Annotated in this window: 18 protein-coding genes; 7 read left to right on the top strand and 11 right to left on the bottom strand. The window is 50.1% G+C overall.

Annotated elements, in window-relative coordinates; all coding sequences use genetic code 11:
- Positions 1-8: 8 nt before the first annotated feature.
- The 8 genes from ureG to ACN0R1_RS13290 all read right to left on the bottom strand — a co-directional run bounded on the left by ureG (position 9) and on the right by ACN0R1_RS13290 (position 5,875).
- The gene (gene ureG / locus ACN0R1_RS13325; RefSeq protein ID WP_151058013.1) at positions 9-629 is read right to left on the bottom strand and encodes an urease accessory protein UreG; all 621 of its coding nucleotides are present in this window, start codon (positions 627-629) and stop codon (positions 9-11) included.
- Between the two features lie 20 nt (positions 630-649).
- Positions 650-1,315: an urease accessory protein UreF gene (locus ACN0R1_RS13320; protein ID WP_417583633.1), complete on the bottom strand. Its 666-nt coding sequence runs from the start codon at positions 1,313-1,315 to the stop codon at positions 650-652.
- A gap of 4 nt (positions 1,316-1,319) precedes the next feature.
- The gene (locus tag ACN0R1_RS13315) at positions 1,320-1,877 is read right to left on the bottom strand and encodes a HupE/UreJ family protein (RefSeq protein WP_417583631.1); all 558 of its coding nucleotides are present in this window, start codon (positions 1,875-1,877) and stop codon (positions 1,320-1,322) included.
- Positions 1,878-1,900: 23 nt separating this feature from the next.
- Entirely contained in the window at positions 1,901-2,377 is a 477-nt protein-coding gene (gene ureE / locus ACN0R1_RS13310) for an urease accessory protein UreE (protein ID WP_417583629.1), read from the bottom strand.
- 29 nt (positions 2,378-2,406) lie between these two features.
- Positions 2,407-4,110: an urease subunit alpha gene (ureC, locus tag ACN0R1_RS13305; protein WP_417583627.1), complete on the bottom strand. Its 1,704-nt coding sequence runs from the start codon at positions 4,108-4,110 to the stop codon at positions 2,407-2,409.
- A gap of 18 nt (positions 4,111-4,128) precedes the next feature.
- Positions 4,129-4,434 (bottom strand): urease subunit beta, encoded by a 306-nt coding sequence (locus tag ACN0R1_RS13300; RefSeq protein WP_417583625.1) that lies wholly within the window; start codon positions 4,432-4,434, stop codon positions 4,129-4,131.
- Between the two features lie 10 nt (positions 4,435-4,444).
- Complete coding sequence (gene ureA / locus ACN0R1_RS13295) at positions 4,445-4,747, bottom strand: urease subunit gamma (RefSeq protein WP_151058002.1); 303 nt, start codon at positions 4,745-4,747, stop codon at positions 4,445-4,447.
- A gap of 210 nt (positions 4,748-4,957) precedes the next feature.
- The gene (locus tag ACN0R1_RS13290; RefSeq protein WP_417583623.1) at positions 4,958-5,875 is read right to left on the bottom strand and encodes a LysR substrate-binding domain-containing protein; all 918 of its coding nucleotides are present in this window, start codon (positions 5,873-5,875) and stop codon (positions 4,958-4,960) included.
- A gap of 117 nt (positions 5,876-5,992) precedes the next feature.
- On the opposite strand from ACN0R1_RS13290, the gene maiA reads away from it, so the two are divergent.
- Genes maiA through ACN0R1_RS13255 form a run of 7 tightly spaced genes read left to right on the top strand, consistent with a single transcriptional unit; the run spans position 5,993 to position 12,512 of the window.
- Entirely contained in the window at positions 5,993-6,634 is a 642-nt protein-coding gene (maiA, locus tag ACN0R1_RS13285) for a maleylacetoacetate isomerase (RefSeq protein ID WP_417583693.1), read from the top strand.
- A gap of 48 nt (positions 6,635-6,682) precedes the next feature.
- Positions 6,683-7,891, top strand: a complete 1,209-nt coding sequence (locus ACN0R1_RS13280) for a 3-hydroxybenzoate 6-monooxygenase (protein ID WP_417583621.1) — start codon at positions 6,683-6,685, stop codon at positions 7,889-7,891.
- Positions 7,892-7,933: 42 nt separating this feature from the next.
- Positions 7,934-8,965, top strand: a complete 1,032-nt coding sequence (locus tag ACN0R1_RS13275; protein WP_417583619.1) for a cupin domain-containing protein — start codon at positions 7,934-7,936, stop codon at positions 8,963-8,965.
- 18 nt (positions 8,966-8,983) lie between these two features.
- Entirely contained in the window at positions 8,984-9,685 is a 702-nt protein-coding gene (locus ACN0R1_RS13270; RefSeq protein ID WP_417583617.1) for a fumarylacetoacetate hydrolase family protein, read from the top strand.
- A gap of 44 nt (positions 9,686-9,729) precedes the next feature.
- The gene (locus ACN0R1_RS13265; RefSeq protein ID WP_417583615.1) at positions 9,730-10,701 is read left to right on the top strand and encodes a TRAP transporter substrate-binding protein; all 972 of its coding nucleotides are present in this window, start codon (positions 9,730-9,732) and stop codon (positions 10,699-10,701) included.
- A gap of 42 nt (positions 10,702-10,743) precedes the next feature.
- Entirely contained in the window at positions 10,744-11,241 is a 498-nt protein-coding gene (locus ACN0R1_RS13260) for a TRAP transporter small permease (RefSeq protein WP_417583613.1), read from the top strand.
- Positions 11,238-12,512 (top strand): TRAP transporter large permease, encoded by a 1,275-nt coding sequence (locus ACN0R1_RS13255; RefSeq protein WP_417583611.1) that lies wholly within the window; start codon positions 11,238-11,240, stop codon positions 12,510-12,512. Before ACN0R1_RS13260 ends, ACN0R1_RS13255 begins: the two co-directional genes overlap by 4 nt.
- Positions 12,513-12,616: 104 nt before the next feature.
- Here the strand turns inward: ACN0R1_RS13255 and dinD are convergent, their stop codons facing one another.
- The 3 genes from dinD to ACN0R1_RS13240 all read right to left on the bottom strand — a co-directional run bounded on the left by dinD (position 12,617) and on the right by ACN0R1_RS13240 (position 15,310).
- Positions 12,617-13,462 (bottom strand): DNA damage-inducible protein D, encoded by an 846-nt coding sequence (dinD, locus tag ACN0R1_RS13250; protein WP_417583609.1) that lies wholly within the window; start codon positions 13,460-13,462, stop codon positions 12,617-12,619.
- A gap of 247 nt (positions 13,463-13,709) precedes the next feature.
- The gene (locus ACN0R1_RS13245; RefSeq protein ID WP_417583607.1) at positions 13,710-14,297 is read right to left on the bottom strand and encodes a hypothetical protein; all 588 of its coding nucleotides are present in this window, start codon (positions 14,295-14,297) and stop codon (positions 13,710-13,712) included.
- Positions 14,297-15,310 carry a hypothetical protein gene (locus ACN0R1_RS13240; RefSeq protein WP_417583605.1) on the bottom strand — a complete coding sequence of 338 codons (1,014 nt, stop codon included), beginning with the start codon at positions 15,308-15,310 and terminating at the stop codon, positions 14,297-14,299. Before ACN0R1_RS13240 ends, ACN0R1_RS13245 begins: the two co-directional genes overlap by 1 nt.
- Positions 15,311-15,398 lie beyond the last annotated feature (88 nt).

Below are 15,398 nucleotides of genomic sequence, written 5' to 3'. Positions count from 1 at the left end.
TATCCATATCAGGCCGCATCCAGCATGCCCTGTTTGATCACAAAATCGATAATCACATCCAGACCGATGCCTTCCTTAAGGTTGGTAAACACATAAGGGCGGTTCGGACGCATGCGCTGGGTATCGGCTTCCATCACTTCAAGACTGGCACCGACATAGGGTGCCAGGTCGATCTTGTTGATCACCAGCAGGTCGGATTTAGTGATGCCGGGGCCACCTTTGCGCGGGATTTTTTCACCCTCGGCGACATCGATGACATAGATGGTCAGGTCGGCCAGTTCCGGACTGAAGGTAGCGCTGAGGTTATCGCCGCCACTTTCGACAAACACCACATCCAGGTCTTTGTGCAGTCTGGCGAGCTCTTCAACGGCCGCCAGATTCATGGAGGCATCTTCACGAATCGCGGTATGTGGGCAGCCGCCGGTTTCAACCCCGACGATGCGATCCGCTGGCAGTGCTTCTGCGCGGGTCAGAATCTTGGCATCTTCCTGGGTATAGATATCATTGGTCACCACAGCGATGCTGTATTGGTCGCGGATTGCCTTGCACAGTACTTCTAACAGTGCGGTTTTACCGGAACCTACCGGGCCACCGACACCGATACGTAAAGGAGATTTGTAGTCACTCATGATGTGGTCCTGTTAACAGATTAGGAGCGAAATAAACGCGTATATTGTGTTTCATGGCAGGCGCTGGCGATGGCCAGTGCCGGGGTGCAACCGGCTATGGACTCATCGGTAATAGCCAGTGCTTGCTGTTGTAATTCGGGCAGGGTTTCAGACAGGCTGAGCAGCAGTTGCTGGCCACTGGTTTGCCCCAGTGGCACCAGTTTGACCCCCGCCATCACGCTGTTTTCCAGCCAGCTCCATAAATAGCCACTGCAGAGCTCATCCAGAGGGATCTGCCAATGCTGTGCGGCCAGTGCCATACCCGCCAGCTGTGTCGACTTGACGGCATCGATACTGGATGGCGGAATTTCTATGCCCAGCGAAGGCAGTAATACCGCTAACGCCTTACCGCGCTGTGACTCTTCGGCACGCAGTTCGGCTGTTTCCCGGCTGGCACAGAGGTACTGGCACCAGTAATCGATCTGCTGACTATCGGCCTGTGCAAATCCCTGATATAGCCGGATTAATACCGGTAATTCCAGGGTGCCGACACTGTGCTTGAGTACACTTTCCAGCCAGGCATACAGGCTTGGCTGATCTGTGACCCAGCCCGCCTCTATGGCCCACTCCAGGCCTTGCGAATAGGTGAATGCACCGATAGGCAAGGAGGGGCTGATGAGCTGATAGAGGCGCAGGCTGGGTAGCATGAGGTTAGCCCAGTAGCGTAATCAAAAGTGCGGCCGCACCACTGCCAGCGCCCAGCCATTTTGGCTGAAAGGTTTTGCCGAGTGCATAGCCTGCCGCCAGGATCAGCGCGGCCATGATCAGCATGCCAGGCATAAAGGTGAAGACTCCGCCAGCGGGCATTTCCAGACCATGGGCCCAACCGTGGAACATCACCAGTGTCAGTGCGGCGATCATCGGCAGCAGGCCTCGGGCGGCAAAGAACAGTGCAACAGCAATCAAGAACATGGAGGCTACAATCATCACTTCAATTCCGGTGCCAACACCTGTCAGCAGCCCCAGCATCGCACCGGCAAACAGGATGCCTAACGTGCCGGTATACAACTGGGTACATTGCTTTACCGACTGCCAGGCACCCAATGCGCCTATCCCCAGCAGCATGGCCAGGTGGTCAAGACCGGTGAGCGGATGCAGCAGGCCGGAAATAAAGCTGCTGTGGCTGTGATCATGACCGGAATGTGCCAGCAGCATGGGCGAGGCTAACATCAGAGCGGCCGTGATAGCGAGGGTGTAGGTGGTTTTCATGGGACGTTCCTTTATCAGTCAGATTAATGCGTATGCGAGTGGTCATGATCATGGCTGTGACCATGATGCGGGCCGCTCTCACTACTATAAGCACCGGCTTCGGGTTCAAAGGGTTGTTGTTCGCAGATCACATTCACGCCCAGGCCCTCGACCATGGCATCCAGCACATGGTCATGCTGGTAGCGCACAAATCCAGGTGCTATCTGCAGGGGGACATGGCGGTTACCCAGGTGATAGCTCACGCGAGTTAACAGTAAAGTGTCATCACAACGCACGGTTGAAACGGTTTCTGGTGAGGCTTTCACTAGCACTATGAGCCCACATTCGCTACGTAAGCAGTCTCCACCTCGCAGAATCAGACCGCGTGGCAGAAACAGTCCGGCATCACGGCCATCATCCAGCTGCACCTTGAGGCGGCTGCGGATACGCTGATCGATGCTCAGGCTCAGGCTGACATCAGTCGGTTGCGGGCTATCCAGTTTTTCAGTGAGTCGAATCATGTTCTGTCCGTTGAGTTGCTGTGGTGCAATTAAAAAAGGAAATAGCGCTGTGCCATCGGTAGCTCCGTGGCGGGCTCACAGGTTAGCAGTTGCCCGTCAGCCAATACCTCATAGGTTTGTGGGTCGACACTGATCACCGGCTGATAGCTGTTGTGAATCATCTTGTCCTTGGTGGCGGTTCGGCAATCGCGCACTTCACCTATCAGGCTTTTCAGCCCCAGCTGCTGAGGCACCCCAGCGCCAATGGCCGCTTTGGACAGAAACAGCATGGAGGTCTGCTGGCAGGTTTTGCCGTAGCTACCAAACATAGGCCGGTAATGCACAGGCTGCGGTGTCGGGATGGAGGCATTGGGATCACCCATCGGGGCCATGGCGATAAAGCCGCCTTTGAGGATCAGGCTGGGTTTGGTGCCGAAAAAGGCAGGTCTCCACAGCACCAGATCGGCGAGTTTACCCGCCTCAATCGAGCCGACTTCATGGCTGATGCCATGGGTGATAGCCGGGTTGATGGTGTATTTAGCGATATAGCGCTTAATGCGGAAGTTGTCGTTTTCGCCAGTATCTTCAGGCAGTGCCCCACGTTGCACTCTCATTTTGTGGGCAGTTTGCCAGGTGCGCATAATCACTTCACCGACTCGGCCCATGGCTTGAGAATCGGAGGAGATCATCGAAAAAGCGCCCAGATCATGCAGGATATCTTCAGAAGCGATGGTTTCACGACGGATGCGAGATTCAGCAAAGGCAACATCTTCAGCAATGGAGGGATCCAGATGGTGGCAGACCATCAGCATATCCAGATGCTCGTCTACGGTATTCACCGTATAAGGACGGGTGGGGTTGGTAGAGGAGGGCAGTACATTGCTTTCGCCACAGGCCTTGATGATATCGGGCGCATGGCCACCCCCGGCCCCTTCGGTGTGATAGGTGTGAATCACCCGACCGTTGATCGCGGCGAGGGTCGACTCAACAAAACCGGATTCATTCAGGGTGTCGGTATGAATGGCGACCTGAATATCCATTTCATCAGCCACGCTAAGGCAGCAGTCTATGGCTGCAGGTGTGGTACCCCAGTCTTCATGCAGTTTAAGCCCCATGGCACCGGCCAGAATCTGCTCACGCAACCCTTCCGGTAAGCTGGCATTACCCTTGCCCATAAACCCGAGGTTCATCGGAAATTCATCGGCTGCTTCGAGCATGCGATGAATATTCCAGGGGCCGGGTGTGCATGTTGTGGCATTGGTGCCGGTAGCAGGACCGGTTCCACCACCGAGCATGGTGGTAACACCGGAGCAGAGCGCTTCTTCGATCTGTTGCGGGCAAATAAAATGAATATGTGCGTCGATACCACCGGCGGTGAGAATCTGACCTTCGCCGGCAATGACCTCAGTGCCTGGACCAATGACGATATCCACCCCGGGCTGAGTGTCAGGGTTGCCAGCTTTACCGATATGCAGAATACGACCTTCTTTAATACCCACATCGGCTTTAATAATGCCCCAGTGATCGACTATCAGTGCATTGGTAATCACCAGATCAGCGGTTTTGGCGCTGGGACACTGAGCCTGACCCATACCATCACGGATCACCTTGCCGCCACCAAACTTAACTTCATCACCGTAGATCGTCAGGTCGTCTTCAACTTCCAGCCAGAGTTCGGTATCGGCCAGGCGTAGGCGGTCCCCCTTGGTGGGACCAAACATTTCGGCGTAGGCCTGTCGTGAAATCGTTGCCATGTGCTGCTCCTGACTTGGTTATAGATCGCCCTGGATTTTACCCTGAAAGCCGAACACTCTTCGCTGACCGGCATAAGCCACCAGTTCCACGGTACGGCTCTGTCCCGGCTCAAAACGAACCGCTGTGCCAGCGGCGATATTGAGTCGAAAACCACGTGTACTTTCGCGATCAAATACCAAGGCGTTATTGGCTTCATAAAAGTGATAGTGTGAGCCAATTTGAACAGGTCGATCACCTGTATTAGCTACGCTTACCTTGCGCGTCTCGCGGCCCGCATTTAGCTCAATATCACCTTCAGCAACTTTCATTTCTCCAGGAATCATGTCATCTCCTTTAAACGATGGGGTCGTGAATGGTGACCAGCTTGGTGCCATCCGGAAAGGTTGCTTCAATCTGCACTTCTGGCAGCATATCGGGAATGCCATCCATTACGTCATCACTGGTTAGCAGGGTTCGACCGAAGTCCATCAGTTCAGCGACAGTACGCCCATCCCGTGCACCTTCCATAATGGCGGCACTGATATAGGCAACAGACTCGGGGTAGTTGAGCTTTACACCGCGTTCTTTACGTCGCTCGGCGACCAGCGCGGCGGTAAACAGTAAAAGCTTATCTTTTTCGCGGGGTGACAGTTCCATAATCAGCACTCTCTTGTTGGAGTGGCGTCTAACTCGTTGGCGCCAATAAATGCAAGTGTTTGACTTGTTTTGTCTGGGTTTTGCAAAGAGTGTGCCACGGTGAAGAGAACCGCAGTTGGGAGGTGTTTCTGAGGGCTTTGCCCGGTTGCCGTGCGTGGGCGTGTATTTATTTGGTGCGCAAGATGGTTTTATGCGCAAGTATGGTGCGTATCAGACCTGCTTCACGGCTTGACGAAAACAGGCAAGCAGGTCAGACATGGCATCGTCGAGCGGCACCTCATCACGCCAGCACATACCCACAGAGCCTTGTTCACCTTGTAACTCTATATCCAGTGCTGTAATCAGACCACGCTCATGGAAATGCCTGGCTACACGCTCAGAGACTATCGATAACATATCACTGAACTGCAGTAACCACAGGTTACCGACCTGGGAGGTGGATTCGATACGATAAGGGGGCGGTTTTTGTCCAGCCGTAGTTAAGGAAATGTCCAGCTTGCTACGAATGGGTGTACCACTTGGCCAGACTATCCAGTCATAGTTATAGAGATCTGCCCAGCTTAGGGCGGGTTTTCCAGCCAGTGGATGATCAATTCGTGCAACGATACTGAGTGATTCTTTATAGAGCATTTCACTGAACAGGGTTGAGCGTGGTTGATAGTTATCCATTCGCCCTACAACGAGGTCAAGTTTACCCGTTTCCAGCTTTTCCAGCAGGATATTCATTGTGCCTTCCTGGATTTCAATACGGGATTCCGGATGCTTTTCTATAAACTGAATGATCGCTGCTGGCACAAAGGTGGGTGCTGTAGCGGGTGATGTGCCTATTGCCAGGGTTCTGGAACTACCTTCTTTGAGGGATGCAAGATTGATTTCTGCACGATCCATCTCATTGATGACTCGCTCAGCATGTGCAATCAGTAAGCGACCCATTGCTGTTGGCTGCAAGCCACGTGAGTGCCGGTCAAACAGTTCAGCACCTATATCGTCTTCCAGCTCCTTTAGCCATTTAGAAAGCCCAGGCTGCGTGGTGAACAGCTGTTTGGCTGTCTCACTGAGGCTGCCGGTTTCAGACAAGCTAATCAGCAACTGCAGATGGTGAATACGTAAACGGCGAGTCCAGCTCATTATTGGTATACCTAAAATAATATATCAGTATGGAATAATATCATTATTCGATATGGGTAGATTAGTCAATAATGCGCCATATGCAAAGTGCAGATAAAAGCGCAGGAGCGAAAAATGATACAACTCTACAGTTTTTTTAACAGCTCCACCTCCTACCGTGTCCGTATCGCGCTGGCACTCAAAGGGGTTGAGTATCGTTATACCGGAGTCAACATACGTGTCGGTGAACAATCATCAGACAGCTATCGTGAATTGAACCCGTCAAAGGGTGTGCCTTATTTTATTGATGAAGATGGCAATCGCTTCAGCCAGTCGTTAGCGATCATTCAGTATCTGGATGAGCGCTACCCACAGTCCCCTTTGTTACCTAAGGATAAAGTGGAAAAGGCACGCGTAATGGAATTGTCGGCAGCTATTGCCTGCGATATGCATCCCGTCAATAACCTGCGTGTACTGGGCTATTTGAGTAAGAACTTTGGCGTGAACGACCAGCAAAAATCCCAGTGGTACACACATTGGATCAATGAGGGATTTACGGCGGTAGAAACACTTTTGCAACGCTACGGATCAGGCGATTATTGCTTTGGTAATGCCCCGAGCCTGGCGGATTGCTGCCTGGTACCTCAGGTTGCCAATGCCGAGAGAATGGGCTGTGACCTCAGTGCCTATCCAAGGGTGTTGGCTGTGTACAACCACTGCCAGCAGCAGCCGGCTTTTCAACAGGCGGCGCCAAAATCACAACCGGACTTTATTGGCTAACCCTTCACCATCCGGTGTTATCAAACATTTAACAATAAGAGGTTAACAATGAACTCAACTGCAAAAAAACAAAAAGTCATTGTTGTCGGAGGCGGTATCGGTGGTCTGGCTGCAGCGATGGCGTTGACGTCTCAGGGCATCGAAGTTGAACTGCTTGAGCAGGCTGAACAGATTGCAGAAATAGGTGCAGGAATCCAGTTGGGCCCGAATGCCTATGCTGCGCTAGACGCTTTAGGTGTCGGTGAAGCGGCCCGTAATCGCTCTGTATTTACCGACCATATGACTATGATGGATGCGGTAGATGCCAAAGAAATTGGTCGCATCGATGTCGGCCCTGCGTTTCGGGAACGCTTTGGTAACCCTTATGGTGTTATCCACCGTGCTGATATTCACCTTTCGATCCTTGAGGCGGTTGAAAAACATCCGTTGATTAAGTTCCGCACGTCGACCCGTATTGGACGTTATGAAACAACCGACTCAGGTGTGGTGGTGACGGATACCCAGGGTAATCAATTTACCGCTGATGCTTTGTTGGGTGCCGATGGTGTGCGTTCTGTCGTACGTGAAACCCTGATCGGTGATGAGGCGCGAGTCACGGGCCATGTTGTCTACCGCGCCGTCGTTGATGCCTCTGAAATTCCTGAAGATATGCATGCCAATGCCCCGGTGCTTTGGGCTGGCCCACGTTGCCACCTGGTGCAGTATCCGCTGCGTGGTGGCAAGGAGTACAACATCGTTGTGACCTTCCACAGCCGCAATAAGGAAGAATGGAGCGTCACCGAGGGCAGTAAAGAAGAGGTGTTGTCCTATTTTGAAGGCATACATTCTACCCCTCGTCGTCTGCTTGATTTGCCAAAATCCTGGCGTCGCTGGGCAACGGCGGATCGCGAACCGGTCGAACACTGGGGTGAGGGTGTTGTCACCCTGTTGGGAGATGCCGCTCACCCCATGACACAGTATCTGGCACAGGGTGCGTGTATGGCACTGGAAGATGCCGTGACTCTGGGTAAGGCGATTGAAAGCTGTGATCAGGATCTGGCCAGTGCCTTCCGCCTGTATGAATCCATCCGTATCCCACGTACCGCCCGTGTGGTCTGGAGTGCCCGGGAAATGGGACGTTTGTATCATGCCAAAGGCGTTGAACGTCAGGTTCGCAATTCACTTTGGGCTGGTCGTTCACAGCAGCGTTTTTATGATGCGGTTGAGTGGCTGTACAGCTGGAATGTGGATAACTGTCTGAATCAGCCGGGTCAATAAGCGATACGTTACAGTTGCTGAAGTTTATAAGAGGATAAAAACATGCATCAGTTAGGCACACTTGAAGACTTGCCCCAGGAATACAGAGATCAACTGACTCAGAAGAACCTGGTGCCCCTCTGGCCGAATATGCGCGCGGTATTGCCACCCAGGGTTCCTACTAGAAAAACCGGTACGCTGTGTTGGGACTATCAAACTATACGTCCGCTCTTGCTGGAAGCCGGTCAACTGACTCCCATGGAAAAAGCCGAACGCCGGGTGTTGGTATTGGCTAATCCCGGCCATGGTCTCAGTAATATGCAGGCGACGCCGAGTATCTACATGGGACTGCAATTGATACTGCCCGGTGAAACAGCACCCAACCATCGTCATACCCCGAATGCGGTACGCATTATAGTAGAGGGTGAGGGCGCTTTTACCACCGTTGATGGAGAGCCTTGTCGCATGGAGCGAGGTGACCTGATTCTGACCCCCGCCGGTAAGTGGCATGAACATCACCATGAGGGAGAAGGTCCGATTGTCTGGCTGGATGTGCTGGACCTGCCATTGATCTATCAGCTGGAAGGCTCCTGGGCGATGGAAGGGCAACCACAGGTCCCCAGCCTGGCACGCGACAAGTCTTTTGCTGATTACAGTGCCGCGGGTGTGGTTCCGAACATCAACTTTGAGCGGGATACCCAAACCGCTCCGATGCTGCGCTATCCCTGGCAGAAAACCCGCGCCTGTCTGGTAGAAATGGCCACGCATTACGCCGAAGGGTTGCTGCGTATCAGTTATGTCAATCCGGAAAATGGCAAGAGCCTGTTCCCGAGTATTGGCTTTGGCGCCATCATGCTCCGGCCTGGTGAAGTGATCAGTCTGCCCAGGCGCACCACACCCTGTATTTTTCATGTGGTTGAAGGCCAGGGAAGCCTGAGTGTAGATCAGGGTACTGCACTGCAGTGGGTTGAAAAAGACACCCTCTCGGCGCCGGGTTACAGCGATATTACCTTCAGTAATACCAATAGTGAGGCCCCGGCCTTTCTGATTACTGCCGATGAATCCCCGTTGCACCAGTATCTGGGCATCTATTAATTCAAAGAGAGAGATGAGATGACTGCAAAATTATTATTTCCCGCTGCCGAGCCTGTACTGGCTGATATTCAGGGCCGTGAAGAAAAGTACCCGGTGAAGCGAATTTTCTGTGTGGGGCGTAACTACCTTGCCCATGCGGCAGAGATGGGTGTGAGTGTAGACAAGACCAAACAGGAGCCGTTTTATTTCACCAAGCACCCGAGTGCTCTGGTGGCATCAGGCAGTGCCATAGACTACCCACCGCAAACGGCTAACTACCATTACGAGATGGAGTTTGTTGTGGCGATAGGTAAAGCCGGCTTTGAAGTGTCAGAAGAGGATGCCAACGAGCTGATTTATGGTTATGCCTGTGGCCTGGATATGACTCGCCGTGACCTGCAGCTTAAGGCGCGTGAAACCGGACGACCCTGGGATCTGGGTAAAGACTTTGAAGAGTCCGCTATCTTGTCAGCGATTGTACCCAAAAGTGAATCCGGTCTGATCACCTCTGGGGTGATTGAGTTGGAGGTGAATGGTGAAACGAAGCAACAGTCAGACCTGGATATGCTGATCTGGAATGTGCAGGAGATCATTGCTCATCTGTCAAAGTTTTATCACCTGCAACCCGGTGACCTGATCTATACCGGTACGCCGGAGGGTGTAGGCCCGGTTGTCGCTGGCGATACAATCACCGGACGCATTGCCGGACTGGGTGATATTGCATTGACGATACTGAAATAAATACAACTTACTGATTAAAATAATAAATCTCAGGAGTACAGACTATGTTGTCAGTTAAAAAATCCTTTGCAGTGGCGGCATTAACGGCACTGGTTACTCTCAGCTCCAGTGTGCAGGCTGAACGTCTGCGCCTGGGGCATGTGACCCCTCCAACCCATATCTGGCATCAGGTGTCAGAGCGATTTAATGAGAACCTGCAGCGTGAATCAGCAGGCGAGCATTCGATCAATATATTTCCCCTCTCGCAGTTAGGGGGTGATGATCAGATGATTGCCCTGCTGCAGTCGGGTGGGATACAGCTGGCCGTGTTGACGGCGGGCAGCCTGGCGAATCGTTCCGAAGCGATGAATGCCTGGTTCCTGCCGGGTATATTTGAAGATGTTGAGGCGGCCGCTGTGGCAACGGAGTCGCCGATCGCACAAAAGCTGCTCGATGATCTGCAGGATCAGCGCCTGGTTGGACTGGGTTATACGCTGGCCGGTATGCGCCATGTCCTGTCGACCCGACCCATGAACAGTGTTGAGGATTTTCATAATAAAAAAATCCGCTCTTTCCCTAACAAGCTCTATAACGACTGGTGGAGTGCGCTGGGGGCTGCACCGACAGCCCTGGCCATTGGTGATGTATCTTCAGCCTTAACCACCAATCTGCTGGATGCGGTGGATGTTGATCTGGATATAGTAGTGGGGTTGAGAATGTATCAGCAGGCACCTCATCTGACATTAACTAACCATATGGCTTTTCCGGGTGTAGTGGTGGCTTCGAAGCGCTGGTGGGATTCGCTGGATGATGATTACCGCGCTATGGTGATGCGCTCGTTTAAAGAAGCGGAAGCCTGGGGCTTTAAGCAGCAGGCAGAAGCCGAGTTGTCAAACCTGGCCTTTCTGCAGGAGCAGGGCGTCAATATAGCTGAATTTGATGTGACTGAACTTGAACCGGTGATCAAACAGATTACAGAGACTTACACTACCGGGAACGCAGATATTCAAATGTTCTACGATCAACAGGCCCGTTGAGCCTGAGCGTGATGGGGTCCTGGTGGCCCCTTTGAGGTATATATGCGCACACTAATTAGAAAAGTAGATGCATCTGTAGCCAGGCTTGAATACCTGATATTGATGCTGTTAATGGCAGCCCTCACTTTGATACTGACTGCACAGGTGATTTTACGCTACTTCTTCAGTAGCCCACTCTTCTGGGCCGAGGAGGTTTCCGTACAGATCCTGATAGCGACCACTTTTATTGGCGCCAGTTATTTGCTCTATAGCGCAAAACTGGTACGAGTGGATTTTATTCTGTTACATCTGAACACAAAGCTTTACTGGTTAGTGGAACGGATACTGCAGCTGATTACGTTGCTGGTGCTGGGTGTGATCTGTTACTTCGCTACAGAGTGGATTCTGGATCCGATGACGCGAATCGATGTTTCACCAACCACGCAATTACCGCGCTGGTATAACTACGCGCTGTTGGTTGCTTCTTTCTACTGCATGGTATTTCATCAGTTGGTCAAGCTGCTGCTACCGATTGAAAAAGGGCAGGAGTTTACATCATGATTACCTTGATTGTTTTTCTGGTCACGCTACTGGTTGGCTTACCTATTTTTATTACCCTGCTTCTGGGTACTCTGGTGTTTTTGGATCAGGCGGATCTGGTCATACTGCTTAGCTCCCTGCCAATACAGCTCTATGGTTCACTCAATCAGAATGGTTTACTGGCGATACCTCTATTTATGCTGGTCGGTGAACTAATGAATAAAGGCGGCTTAACGACTCGGCTGATGAGTGCAGCCGATGTATTTGTGGGTGGTTTTCGTGGTGGACTGGCCTATGTCAACCTGATGACCAACGCGATGGCAGCATCCATTCTGGGGTCGGCAACTGCACAGATTTCGGTAATGAGCCGGTTGATGATCCCAACCATGGTAGAGAAAGGCTATAAAAAAGAGTTTGCGGCGGCAGTGACTATGTCCGGAGGCCTGCTGGGGCCCATTATTCCACCGTCTATGCTGATGATCATTTATGGTGTGGTAGCTTATCAGCCTATTTCAGCGCTGTTTATTGCCGGGATTTTGCCAGGCATTCTGATTATTTCCGGCTTTGCACTGGTCATTTTCCTGACCGGACTTGTTAAGGGCTTACCGGCAGGTGAGCACCTGGAACATAAAAATGTGCGTAAAGAACTGATCAATGGTTTATTACCCGGCAGTATCCCAATCACCATTATTGTATGTATTATTCTGGGCATTATGACGCCGACAGAAGCCGGTGCCATTGCCTCCATTATGTCGTTCATTATCGGTGCTGTTATTTACAAAAGCATTAAGTTAAGCGATTTACCGGGCATTTTTGGCTCTGTTGCCGTGAATACAGCAACCATTACCGGTTTGATTGCGGTCGCTTCAGTGTTTGGTTGGGCGCTCTCTTTTGAAGGGGTGCCTGATATGCTGGTAGGACATATCTCGAATGTGACCAGTTCACCGCTGTTGTTTCTGTTGCTGGTGTATTTGCTGGTAATTCTGCTGGGCATGTTCCTGGAAAGTATCAGCGTGATGATCGTTATCGTACCGATTATCCTCCCCGCTGCCTTGACCTATGGGATAGATCCAATCCACTTTGGTGTGGTCATCAGCCTGGCAACACTCATCGGTTTAGTCACACCGCCAGTCGGACCGGGTCTGTATATCGCCATGACAGCAGCGAACCTGCCGATGGGAACCCTGTTCAAAGCCATGATTCCTTTTCTGTTCTCGATGTTCCTGTGCATGTTCCTGATCGCAGTGTTTCCAGCATTATCACTCTACTTGCCCAGCTTGATGTCAAAGTAAAGTCAATCCGAACAGGAGATTAATACACTCCTGTTCGGTGAGTGCTTATTCACACATTTCAATAGTTAGGAAGTTTCAGCAGGTGACTAAAGCTCTATTTTTGTTCATTGCTCCTCCAGCCCGTCTGGATTTTTAATCGCTTGTTTTTCTGTCGATGCTAGGCGGCGCTCTACCTTTTTAACATCTTCACCGGGAGGCAGGCTTTCTGGACGAATGCCGCGACTCAGTAATGTCTGGCGCACGGCTTGGTTGTTAGTGACATGCTCTTGTGATATTTGCGGCTCACTTTGCATTGTCTGTTCACGGGCGTTGTGTATGGTGATCTCGGTGGCAAAGTCTTTAGCTTTAAGAATGATTGTGGGGGCAAAATCTGCTAAAGGACGTTTATCTGGTACTTGCCACTGAGCTTTCATTGCTTGGGTACTTTTGCCAAACAGAGCAGCATCGCCTTTGCTGCGTATCAGGGCAAAGTTTTGGTTGCCACCTGTCTGTTCATAAATTATGTCTGAAAGCTCTGACTCGGATGCAGACAGCTTTTTACGAGCTGAAACCCTTTCTGCTTCCAGAATATGTTGCTCTATTAACTCTGCTTTCCGGGTCTGCATTGCAAAATAGGTTTGAGCGAAAGCTATTTCCTGCTTTCTGGAATCACCATTTTGTGCAATCAGATAGCAGGCGTAACGAGTTAGCATGATGTCATTGATTTCGCGTTGACTGCCAGAGCCGAGTTCAACCATTTTGTTGACGTCAACAAAATGGTTTCCGACATCTTGTTCAGAGATTTCGCAGGCCGTTTTTGCCTTGGTTATTGCAGACAAAAAATTACGCCACTCACTATAGCCAAGCAGGTGTTGCACATCCCTTGCTAGCCAAAACTCTACGCCATTTTCCGTCTGTTGGGCGTGGCTTTCAAAGCTCTCTGTCAGTGTATAAACCAGTTCATTTTTCATGTCGCACTCATTGCATGCTATTCATAGGTCACCCACCATGAAATTTTTCTCCAGCGTTTCCTTGTTTCGGATGCCATAGTGGTAGGTGCTTACCACTATGTTCATTATTTTACAGTTTTAATGATCCATGACCATGCCCTTATCTTTAAGCTGGTACAAGGATGTGGCGGGGTGGTGGAATCTCTTTGAAGTGACCGTCAGCCGAGTTATCGATACCATCCAACAGGATGCGTAGATTAAATAGTTACTAACCCTGCTCTGCTTGTGTTTTTTGCTTTTCCCGCAAATACCGATGGGCCTCTTCAAGGATTAGCTGATTATTTTTGCCGTATTGCAACATGATTCGTTGTAGATGGTCGTCATAGCAATCTACCTCTTCTAGCACGAAGGCACCACGGAAACGATCTTTGAGTCTTAGGCTGCCGCAGTAGTAATAGCCTTTTTGTGTTATTTGATATTTGGTAAGAAAATGACCCCCAATTGTTATTGGGGCCATTAAAAAAAAAGCGGCTATAAAGCAAGCTACTAATATTTTTTCAGTTTTAACATGGAGAGCCATTTTATTACATTCAAAAACTTTCCATAGTGTAGAGTTAAGTAGTATTGAGGCTAATATAAAAATACCAAATGCACCAATTAAAAAACCATGAGTGGTTGTGTGTGTGATTAATAAAGGTTCAAGAGAGTTTGCTGCTTCATAATACCTATTGGTGTCATTGATATAGATGTTAAAACCCCACGAAGCCGTTAGAAAAAAAATTAGGGATGAGCATAGTCCTATTAAAAGAAAGTTAATAATTGACTTACCATTGATTAATCGAGGCTCTTTTGTCATTAATAGAACCTGTGAATTGGGTTAATATATGGACGAATAGCACGATTAATATTATCCTGTATAATGATATCTATTCTTTCAATTGCGGCGTCAGTAGAGCAAATTAAAATATCTTTGGCTCGTTCGCCTGTTTCTGTTATTACACCTACTGGATTTGAGATAGCACCATAAACCTGAACATAGGTTTGTGCTATATCTTGAGCCATTTGAGAAGACGCTTCTTGAATGCTTTCATTTGAAACCCTTCCAGCGCCATAACCTGCAACGAACCCAATGAATAAACCAGCACCTTTTGCTAAAATTATCCTGGAGGTGTTTATTTTAACAACATACATTGTGGCCACCCCAGCCAGCACCGCCAAGGCCGCCTTCATCAAATCAATTGAAATATTCGAAATAAAGTGCGTCCAGATATAGGTCTCATCAAAGATCCACTTGAATCCATTGCCGCTGCCAGAAATAATTAGCGTGATGTAAGCATTGTTTTTTGCAGCGCCTTTAAGCATTTCTGCTGGCGAGGCAATACCCAGTTGAATCATCAGGGGGTTGCTGACTAAATAACGGGTCCCTTTTACCAGGGTTCGGAGTTTGTGATTGCCTTTAAAAATGACATGGTAGCGTCCATTGCCTTGTGTAATACGATAATCACCCAATAGATTACCTGAGCGTCTGAAGTCTTCAATCATGACTCTCAGTACACGGCTGTCCATAGCCGTGCTTATCAAAGTTCCCAGATTGTCCTGAACCAGCTTATAGCCAGATGATTCAAAGATCAGCTGTGGTAAGGATGGATTGTTGGACTCTAATTGGGCGAAGGCTTCTGAGATTTGATCATTACTAAGCCCTGTTTGACGCTTGGATTCAACCCATACTGAAAGCATATGAGGCAGGTTCAGCACAATCAAGGTACTGGCATTCAGGCGAAATTCTTCAAAGAGTTGACGTTCTAGCCGTTGCTGAATCGAGCGATGAAGTTGGCGTGACTGAGTACAGCTAGCAATTGTATTAGGCATGGGTGTCAAACTCCTTATGACGACTTTGAAGGCCCAAATTCATCCTGCATGGACCTGATTACGTGATTGCCAAACGATCTTAGCGTAG

It is taken from the genome of Nitrincola sp., from assembly GCF_048264025.1.
In the GTDB taxonomy this organism is placed as follows: domain Bacteria; phylum Pseudomonadota; class Gammaproteobacteria; order Pseudomonadales; family Balneatricaceae; genus Nitrincola.
Note: the sequence above shows the minus strand (reverse complement) of the source record. Positions and strands in the feature narration are given on the sequence as shown.

Coding starts and splice junctions, on each gene's coding strand:
- ACN0R1_RS13245 (WP_417583607.1), bottom strand. CDS start 14,297: ATGACAAAAGAGCCTCGATTAATCAATGGTAAGTCAATTATTAACTTT.
- ACN0R1_RS13255 (WP_417583611.1), top strand. CDS start 11,238: ATGATTACCTTGATTGTTTTTCTGGTCACGCTACTGGTTGGCTTACCT.
- ACN0R1_RS13270 (WP_417583617.1), top strand. CDS start 8,984: ATGACTGCAAAATTATTATTTCCCGCTGCCGAGCCTGTACTGGCTGAT.
- ACN0R1_RS13290 (WP_417583623.1), bottom strand. CDS start 5,875: ATGAGCTGGACTCGCCGTTTACGTATTCACCATCTGCAGTTGCTGATT.
- ureE (WP_417583629.1), bottom strand. CDS start 2,377: ATGATTCGACTCACTGAAAAACTGGATAGCCCGCAACCGACTGATGTC.
- ACN0R1_RS13275 (WP_417583619.1), top strand. CDS start 7,934: ATGCATCAGTTAGGCACACTTGAAGACTTGCCCCAGGAATACAGAGAT.
- ACN0R1_RS13260 (WP_417583613.1), top strand. CDS start 10,744: ATGCGCACACTAATTAGAAAAGTAGATGCATCTGTAGCCAGGCTTGAA.
- ureG (WP_151058013.1), bottom strand. CDS start 629: ATGAGTGACTACAAATCTCCTTTACGTATCGGTGTCGGTGGCCCGGTA.
- ACN0R1_RS13320 (WP_417583633.1), bottom strand. CDS start 1,315: ATGCTACCCAGCCTGCGCCTCTATCAGCTCATCAGCCCCTCCTTGCCT.
- ACN0R1_RS13280 (WP_417583621.1), top strand. CDS start 6,683: ATGAACTCAACTGCAAAAAAACAAAAAGTCATTGTTGTCGGAGGCGGT.
- ACN0R1_RS13240 (WP_417583605.1), bottom strand. CDS start 15,310: ATGCCTAATACAATTGCTAGCTGTACTCAGTCACGCCAACTTCATCGC.
- ACN0R1_RS13315 (WP_417583631.1), bottom strand. CDS start 1,877: ATGAAAACCACCTACACCCTCGCTATCACGGCCGCTCTGATGTTAGCC.
- ACN0R1_RS13265 (WP_417583615.1), top strand. CDS start 9,730: ATGTTGTCAGTTAAAAAATCCTTTGCAGTGGCGGCATTAACGGCACTG.
- ACN0R1_RS13300 (WP_417583625.1), bottom strand. CDS start 4,434: ATGATTCCTGGAGAAATGAAAGTTGCTGAAGGTGATATTGAGCTAAAT.
- ureC (WP_417583627.1), bottom strand. CDS start 4,110: ATGGCAACGATTTCACGACAGGCCTACGCCGAAATGTTTGGTCCCACC.
- dinD (WP_417583609.1), bottom strand. CDS start 13,462: ATGAAAAATGAACTGGTTTATACACTGACAGAGAGCTTTGAAAGCCAC.
- ureA (WP_151058002.1), bottom strand. CDS start 4,747: ATGGAACTGTCACCCCGCGAAAAAGATAAGCTTTTACTGTTTACCGCC.